Source organism: Azospirillum sp., assembly GCF_050789165.1.
Map to the genome: position 1 here is coordinate 24773 of NZ_JBOZRT010000129.1, position 7236 is coordinate 32008.

Annotated in this window: 7 protein-coding genes; 2 read left to right on the top strand and 5 right to left on the bottom strand. The window is 68.7% G+C overall.

Annotated features, from left to right (window positions below; genetic code table 11):
• Window positions 1-39 precede the first annotated feature (39 nt).
• Entirely contained in the window at window positions 40-282 is a 243-nt protein-coding gene (locus ACRWK7_RS27605; protein WP_109119753.1) for a hypothetical protein, read from the top strand.
• A gap of 218 nt (window positions 283-500) precedes the next feature.
• On the opposite strand, the gene dnaA is transcribed toward ACRWK7_RS27605, so the two are convergent.
• The 5 genes from dnaA to mutM all read right to left on the bottom strand — a co-directional run bounded on the left by dnaA (window position 501) and on the right by mutM (window position 5025).
• A complete protein-coding gene (dnaA, locus tag ACRWK7_RS27610) occupies window positions 501-1967 on the bottom strand; it encodes a chromosomal replication initiator protein DnaA (protein ID WP_431859808.1) in 1467 nt (488 codons plus the stop codon).
• A gap of 615 nt (window positions 1968-2582) precedes the next feature.
• A complete protein-coding gene (rpsT, locus tag ACRWK7_RS27615) occupies window positions 2583-2843 on the bottom strand; it encodes a 30S ribosomal protein S20 (RefSeq protein ID WP_431859810.1) in 261 nt (86 codons plus the stop codon).
• Window positions 2844-2970: 127 nt separating this feature from the next.
• Complete coding sequence (locus tag ACRWK7_RS27620; protein WP_431859812.1) at window positions 2971-3747, bottom strand: enoyl-CoA hydratase; 777 nt, start codon at window positions 3745-3747, stop codon at window positions 2971-2973.
• A gap of 37 nt (window positions 3748-3784) precedes the next feature.
• On the bottom strand, window positions 3785-4168 hold the full coding sequence (locus ACRWK7_RS27625; RefSeq protein ID WP_431859814.1) for a hypothetical protein: 384 nt from the start codon (window positions 4166-4168) through the stop codon (window positions 3785-3787).
• A 14-nt stretch (window positions 4169-4182) separates the two neighbouring features.
• Window positions 4183-5025, bottom strand: coding sequence for a bifunctional DNA-formamidopyrimidine glycosylase/DNA-(apurinic or apyrimidinic site) lyase (gene mutM, locus ACRWK7_RS27630; protein WP_431859815.1), 843 nt, complete (start codon window positions 5023-5025; stop codon window positions 4183-4185).
• Between the two features lie 229 nt (window positions 5026-5254).
• Between mutM and ACRWK7_RS27635 the strand changes: the two genes are divergently transcribed.
• The gene (locus tag ACRWK7_RS27635; RefSeq protein ID WP_431859817.1) at window positions 5255-7210 is read left to right on the top strand and encodes a hypothetical protein; all 1956 of its coding nucleotides are present in this window, start codon (window positions 5255-5257) and stop codon (window positions 7208-7210) included.
• The last annotated feature ends 26 nt before the right edge of the window (window positions 7211-7236 follow it).

A 7236-nucleotide genomic window follows, 5' to 3' on the forward strand; every position in this document is an offset into this window, starting at 1 on the left:
TTATAGGGAGGGTGTCCACCACACCCAACGGACCGACCCATGAGCAACGACAGCAACCAGACCGCCGAAGCCCTGTTCGACAAGGCGCTGAGCGTCGCCGAGAAGCACCTCGAGGCGGCGATCAAGGAGGGTGGTCCGCTCGGCCCCTATGTGGCCGTGGCGATGATCGAGGCGGCCGTCAACGCCGCGGTCGACGAGACCAGCCACGAGGACGTGGTCGACATGCTGCGCGATCTCGCCTCGCAGATCGAGCAGGACGCCGACGCGGACGACGACGAGTGACGTTTAGCGGCGTTTAGTTCGTCCCGCGCTTCCCTTTAAGCCCTTCTCCTCTTGAGGGAGAAGGGTTGGGATGAGGGGTCATTACGCGCGGCAGCGTGGAATGAAACTTGGCCGGCATTCGCCGGCGCCACCCTCTCCCCCAACCCCTCTCCCCTCAAGGGAGAGGGCTTTACGGATTCCGACAAGCTGCTCGCCTGGGAGGGGGCAATCCCCCGCCCTCAGTTCTCCAGCATGCGCCGCAGCAGCTCGACGTCCTCGGCGAAGGCCGAGTCGGTGGCGCGCAGCTCCTCCACCTTCTTCACCGCGTGCATCACCGTGGTGTGGTCGCGGCCGCCGAACTTGCGGCCGATCTCCGGCAGCGAGCGGGCGGTCAGCTGCTTGGCCAGGTACATCGCCACCTGGCGCGGGCGGGCCACCGCGCGGGCGCGGCGGGCCGAGTGCATGTCGGCGACGCGGATGTTGAAGTGCTCCGCCACCCGCTTCTGGATCTCGTCGATGGTGACGCGGCGGTCGTTGGCGCGCAGCAGGTCGTGCAGCACCTCCTGCGTCGTCTCCAGCGTGATGGCGCGGCCGACCAGCTCGGAATGCGCCACGATGCGGTTCAGCGCCCCCTCCAGCTCGCGGACGTTGGAGGTGATCTTGTGCGCCAGGAACTCGCGCACCTTCAGCGGGATGTCGGCGCCCAGCGCGTCGGCCTTCGATTCGAGGATGCTCAGGCGCAGCTCGTAGGTGGTCGGGTGGATGTCCGCCACCAGACCCCAGCCGAGGCGCGAGCGCAGCCGCTCCTCCATGCCCTCCAGGTCGGACGGGCTCTTGTCGGCCGAGACGATGACCTGCCGGTTCTGGTCCACCAGCGCGTTGAAGGTGTGGAAGAACTCCTCCTGGGTGGAGTCCTTGCCGCTGATGAACTGCACGTCGTCGATCATCAGCACGTCCACCGAGCGGAACTGCTGCTTGAAGGCCATGGTGTCCTTGAAGCGCAACGCGCGGATGAACTGGTACATGAACTTCTCGGCCGACAGGTAGATCACCTTGCGGCCGGGGTCCTTCTTGCGGATCGCCCAGGCGATGGCGTGCATCAGGTGAGTCTTGCCCAGGCCCACGCCGCCGTAGAGGAACAGCGGGTTGAACGGCACCGTGCTCGATTCGGCGACGCGCCGGGCGGCGGCGTAGGCCAGCTCGTTCGGCTTGCCGGGGACGAAGTTCTCGAAGGTGAAGCGCGGGTCGAGCAGAGCCGAGACGCCGTCGTCGTTGACCACCAGCTCGTCGGCCCCGGAGTCGCCCATCGAGTCGGAGACCGGCTCGGCCGGTACCCGCTCGGGCCGCGGGCGCAGCGGCGAGGACGGGGCGGCGGCCACCGGCGCGGGCGCGGGAGCCGCCGCAACCGGCTGTTCGTCGTTGTCGGCGGTCAGCGCGGCGGGCACGGCGGAGGAGGCGACCACCACGTCGATGGACTGCACGGCCGGGTTCTCGCCCGACCACAGGGCGCGGATGCGGTCGGCGTAATGGGTGTTCACCCAGTCGCGCATGAAGCGGGTGGGCACGAGGATGCGCACCTCGCCCTCCTTGAGGCCGGCGACGGTCAGCGGCTGCAGCCAGCTGCGGTACGCGATCTCACCCACCTCGTCCTTGAGTCGGCCACGGATGCGAACCCACTGCTGATCCAAAGACGCGCCGACCGACATGCTTGCCAACTCCCGCTCCTGCCCCAAACCCCAGGCACATAGGCCCCGGGGCGACATCCACCAGACGGGAAAACGCCACCGCACCCTCTCGACCGGCGCGCGCCGATACACCGGTCACGCACAAATCGACCCGCACCCGCGGGTGCGGGCGAGCGTCGTCATCCCGAACGTGGGTCTTCGCGACCCCGCCTGCGCCTCTCCGGAAGACTCCCGCAGACGGGTGCCCCCAAAACGACAGGCATGGCTAACCCCTACGGCGAAATCGCTTCCGCCCAGGCCTGCCCGATTTTTAAGTAAAGAACCGACTTTGGTGTGAGTCCCATCCCGTATTACATGCGTAACCTACGGTTTTTCAGACTCTGCAACCACGGATTGGTACAATATTATCTGTATTCGATAACATCGTCCGACCCGCCTTGCCCTTAAAGTCTACCTCCGCCACCGTATCCCCTGCAACTGGGACATAAGGTTAACGATCAAAAAGCACAGATCGTGCGCGGAGCTGGTAACTAGACTTTATCAAGCTTTGAATCGAATATTCGCAAGACGCGAACACTTAAGCCCATGCAAAAAGCCGCGCCCCATTCCGGGCGCGGCTTTTTGGGATCTTGGACCTCAGAGGGCCTTGATACGGGCCGAGAGGCGGGAGATCTTGCGGGCGACCGTGTTGGCGTGCAGCACGCCCTTGGTGGTGCCGCGCATCATCTCGGGCTGGGCAGCCTTCAGGGCCTCGGCCGCGGCGGTCTTGTCGCCGGACTCGATGGCGCTCTCGACCTTCTTGACGAAGGTGCGGATGCGGCTGACGCGGGCACCGTTGATTTCGGTGCGGCGCGCGGTTTGACGGATGCGCTTTTCAGCGGACTTGTGGTTGGCCATAACGAACCTTGTTTCGAGACCCCGGACCCAAATGCGAGGGGGCCTTATATGATAACGAAGACCCTGAGTCAAGGCGCCGGCCCGGGGTTTTTCCACAGGCCGGCAACCGCCGTGACTCAGGCTTGACTCAGCGGTTCTTCCACGCCGGCTTCCGCTTCTCGGCGAAAGCCGCCATGCCTTCCTTCTGGTCCTCGGTGGCGAAGGTGGAGTGGAACACGCGGCGCTCCAGCTTCACGCCCTCGGTCAGCGTGGTCTCGTAGGCGGCGTTGACCATGTCCTTGGCCATCATGACCACCGGGCGCGACAGCTCGGCGATCTTGGTGGCGACCTTCACGGCCTCCTCGACCAGCTCGGCGGCCGGCACGACGCGGCTGACGAGGCCGCTGCGCTCCGCCTCGGCGGCGTCGATCATGCGCCCCGTGAGGACCATCTCCATGGCCTTCGACTTGCCGACGAAGCGGGTCAGGCGCTGCGTGCCGCCGGCCCCCGGGATGGTGCCGATGGTGATCTCCGGCTGGCCGAACTTGGCGGTGTCCGCGGCCAGGATGAAGTCGGCCATCATCGCCATCTCGCAGCCGCCGCCCAGCGCGAAGCCGGCCACCGCGGCGATGGTGGGCTTGCGGCACTTGGCCAGGCGCTCCCACTTCGCGGTGATGAAGTTGGCGTTGTAGACGTCCATGTAGCCGAAGCCGGCCATCTCCTTGATGTCGGCGCCGGCGGCGAAGGCCTTCTCGGAGCCGGTCACCACGATGGCGCCGACGGAGTCGTCGGCCTCCAGCGCGTCGAGCGCCTGGCCCAGCTCGGTCACCAGCTGATCGTTCAGCGCGTTGAGCGCCTTCGGACGGTTCAGGGTGATCAGCCCGACGGGGCCGCGCGTTTCGACGAGAATCGTTTCGTAGGCCATGGTCCTGCTAGCTCCCGGAATTCTTTATGGTTGTGGATTATTTCGGCTTGAGAACGAACCGGACGGTGGTGAGGCCGCTCCTGCCCCCGCCGCCGGGGAATTCGAGGCGCAGCTCCTCGCCGTCGCGCACGAAGCGGCTGCTGCCAACCGGCTTCCAGCCGAGCTGCGGCATCGTCTGGGCGTAGAAGCCCAGCACCGCCTTGCGCTCGACGGCGCCCTGCATCACCGATTCGACGATCCGACCGCCGGGCTTGTCGAAGACCAGGGCGTCGCTCTCGGCCGAGGTCAGGCCGGGCATCGCCGGCACGTCGCCCATCCCGGTGACGAAGGGGGCGGACTCCGCCGCCGCAGCCACGGCTGGGGCGGAGAGGAGGAGGGCGGCGGTGAGCGCCGCGCGCGCTAGGGCGGAATGGGCCGTCATGGGCGTCAGGTATATCAGCGTTGGCGGTGCGAACAATAGAAAGTGGAACGCCCGGACTGGACGATCCGCTGGATCCCCCCGGTCTTGGCGAGGTTGCAGGTGCAGCCCGGGCAGGGCTCCCCTTCGCGGTCGTAGACCGAGAACTGGTGCTGGAAGTAGCCGAGCTCCCCCGACGCCTGCCGGTGGTCGCGCAGGGTCGATCCGCCGGCCTCGATGGCGCGCGCCAGCACGTCGCGGATGCAGCGCGCGAGTCGCTCGGCCTTGGCGCCGGTCACCGTGGCGGCCATGCGGGTCGGGCTGAGGCCGGCGTGGAACAGCGCCTCCGCCACGTAGATGTTGCCCAGGCCGGCGACGACGGTCTGGTCGAGCAGCGCCGCCTTGATCGGGCTCATGCGGCCGGCCAGTCGCTCGGCCAGGACCGGGCCGGAGAAGTCGTTGCCGAGCGGCTCCGGCCCCAGCGAGCGCAGCATCGGGTGCTCGGCCAGCGCCCCTTCCTCGGTCAGGTCCATCATGCCGAATCGGCGGGCGTCGTTGAAGGTGACGACGGTGCCCTCGTCGGTCTCGAAGATCACGTGGTCGTGGGTGGCCGGCTCCGGCGCCGGGGCGGGGCTGATCACCATGCGGCCCGACATGCCCAGGTGCGCCAGCAGCACCGTGCCGTCGTCCAGATGCATCAGGATGTACTTCGCCCGCCGCCGCACCGCCGAAACCCGGCGGCCGGTCAGCCGCTCGCAGAACTTCGGCGGGAACGGGAAGCGCAGGTCCGGCCGGCGCTGCACCACGCGCGTCAGCACCCGCCCCTCCAGGTGGGGGGCAAGGCCGCGGCAGACGGTTTCCACTTCGGGCAGTTCCGGCATGGGACATACGGTGGGGTATGCCGCGGCGCAGCGCAAGGGCCGTATGCGTCCGGGCGGGCCGCGCACCCCCGAACGGCGAGGCCGGTCACCGTAAGGCTTCTCAACATACGGTAGCGGAAGGAGTGGCGGTGCGCCAAGGGGATCACATCCCATCGCGACGTTGCCGAGCCGCGTCCTTCAACGGAAGTTTGCACTGTCTTTTACACAAATGCATGTGCTGGAGGGTGGGATGGCAAGCATTACGGGCGGTACCGGGGCGGACACGCTGACCGGCACCGCGGAACGCGACTACTTCGCCGCGGGCGCCGGCAACGACACCATCGACAGCGGAGCGGGAGACGACTGGATCGAGGGCGGCAGCGGCGCCGACACCTTCGTCTTCAACCCGGGGTGCGGCTGGGACTGCGTCGGCGACTTCCGGACCGCCGAGGGCGACCGCCTCGACCTGCGCGGCTGGTCCGCCATCCGCTCCCTGGCCGATCTCACCGTCCAGGCCGACGGCAACGACACCATCCTCCTGTTCGGCCCCACCGACGGCGTGCGCCTGATGGGCGTCAGCCCCGGCTCCCTCACCGCCGCCAGCTTCCTCTTCGCCGGCGACGCCGGTGACGGCGGCGGATCCCCCGGCGGAGCGGCGGGCGAACCGGCGGGCGGCGGCGGGCCGGCGGGGCTGACGCTGACCGGGAGCGGCGAGCGCGACTTCCTGATCGGCGGCGCCGGCAACGACACCATCACGGCGGGGGCCGGGCTGGACTACATGGAAGGCGGCGCGGGGACCGACACCTTCGTGTGCAAGCCGGGCGACAGCTGGGACTACATCCAGGATTTCCAGGCGGGGGCCGGGGGCGACGTGCTCGACCTCACCGCCTGGAGCAACCTGCGGTCCATCGCCGACCTGACCATCACGTCCGACGGCGGTGGCACCAGCCTGATGTTCGGGCCGGCCGACGGCATGCGCCTGGCCAACGTCGCCGGCGGCGCGCTGACCGCGGCCAACTTCAAGTTCGCCGCGGCGCCGGAGCCGGAGCCGGAACCGGAGCCCACCCGCGAGCCGTACGTGCTCTATCCCGTCCGGCTGGCGGACGGGACCACCCGCTACGAGATGCGCCGGCTCGGCGAGCCCGATGGCGCCGCCGTGCCGGCGGCGCTGCCGAACGCCCCCGACCTGAGCGGCAAGAAGATCGTGTACGCCGGCGGCGACGCCCTCTACATCACGCAAGCGAGCTACCTGGAGTCCGACGGGCTGTGGCGGATCGACCTCGCCGACCCCGGGGCGGCCCCGGTGAAGGTGGCCGAGGGATCGATCTACACCGCCTTCGAATCTGACGGCGCGCTGTACGTCGCGAAGTACTACGAGAGCAACCTGTTCCGCATCGACCTGGAGCACCCCGAGGCCGGCGAGGTCGAGATCGGCCCGCTGCGGTCCGGCATGTACTACGCGGACGCCGCGGTGGTCGGCGACACCCTGTACACCAGCCGGTACGGGGGGTCGTTCTACTACACGACGCCGTTTCTCGATGATCGGGTCGGCAACGAGCTCGCCGCCTTCGACCTGAACAACCTGACCGGCGACCTGCCGGCCGTCGTCGCCGACCTGCTGCCCGGCCAGGGCCCGACCGTCGGCGGCAAGCAGGGGAACACGTGGCGCGTGGCCGCCTCCAGCAGCCCGCACAGCTTCGCCAGCGACGGCGGCCAGGTGTATTTCGCGGCGTCGGCCGCCTGGGACTCGCCCATCCAGCACCTCTACCGCCTCGACACCACCCAGGACGGCGCCCAGCCGGTCAAGGTGGGCGACGGGACGGCCCTCGGGCTGAAGAACATCTGGCACGTCACCGCGGCCGGCGGCGACCTCTTCTTCGCCGCGCAGACCGACGCCACCGGCATCGAACTCTTCCACCTCGACCTCGATACCCCCGGCGCGGCGCCGCAGCTCGTCGCGGACCTTGCCCCCGGCGCGGCCAACGCGATCCCGAGCAGCCTGACCGTGCACGACGACCGCCTGTACTTCGCCGCCGAGACCGGCGACGGCCAGCGCAGCCTGTTCCACGTGCCGCTGCACGCGGAGGGCACCATCACGCCCGTCTTCGACCAGACGCTGGGTGCCAGCTGGTCCGACAGCCTGACGACCTACAACAACAACCGCGTCCCCGGCGGCGACCGGCCTTTCCTCCTCGTCGACCTGTAGCCCCGGCCGGTGTGCGGCGACCCCAA

What these genes read in the sequence shown, in the direction of transcription:
- ACRWK7_RS27605 (WP_109119753.1), top strand. Translation starts at nt 40, where the DNA reads ATGAGCAACGACAGCAACCAGACCGCCGAAGCCCTGTTCGACAAGGCG.
- dnaA (WP_431859808.1), bottom strand. Translation starts at nt 1,967, where the DNA reads ATGTCGGTCGGCGCGTCTTTGGATCAGCAGTGGGTTCGCATCCGTGGC.
- rpsT (WP_431859810.1), bottom strand. Translation starts at nt 2,843, where the DNA reads ATGGCCAACCACAAGTCCGCTGAAAAGCGCATCCGTCAAACCGCGCGC.
- ACRWK7_RS27620 (WP_431859812.1), bottom strand. Translation starts at nt 3,747, where the DNA reads ATGGCCTACGAAACGATTCTCGTCGAAACGCGCGGCCCCGTCGGGCTG.
- ACRWK7_RS27625 (WP_431859814.1), bottom strand. Translation starts at nt 4,168, where the DNA reads ATGACGGCCCATTCCGCCCTAGCGCGCGCGGCGCTCACCGCCGCCCTC.
- mutM (WP_431859815.1), bottom strand. Translation starts at nt 5,025, where the DNA reads ATGCCGGAACTGCCCGAAGTGGAAACCGTCTGCCGCGGCCTTGCCCCC.
- ACRWK7_RS27635 (WP_431859817.1), top strand. Translation starts at nt 5,255, where the DNA reads ATGGCAAGCATTACGGGCGGTACCGGGGCGGACACGCTGACCGGCACC.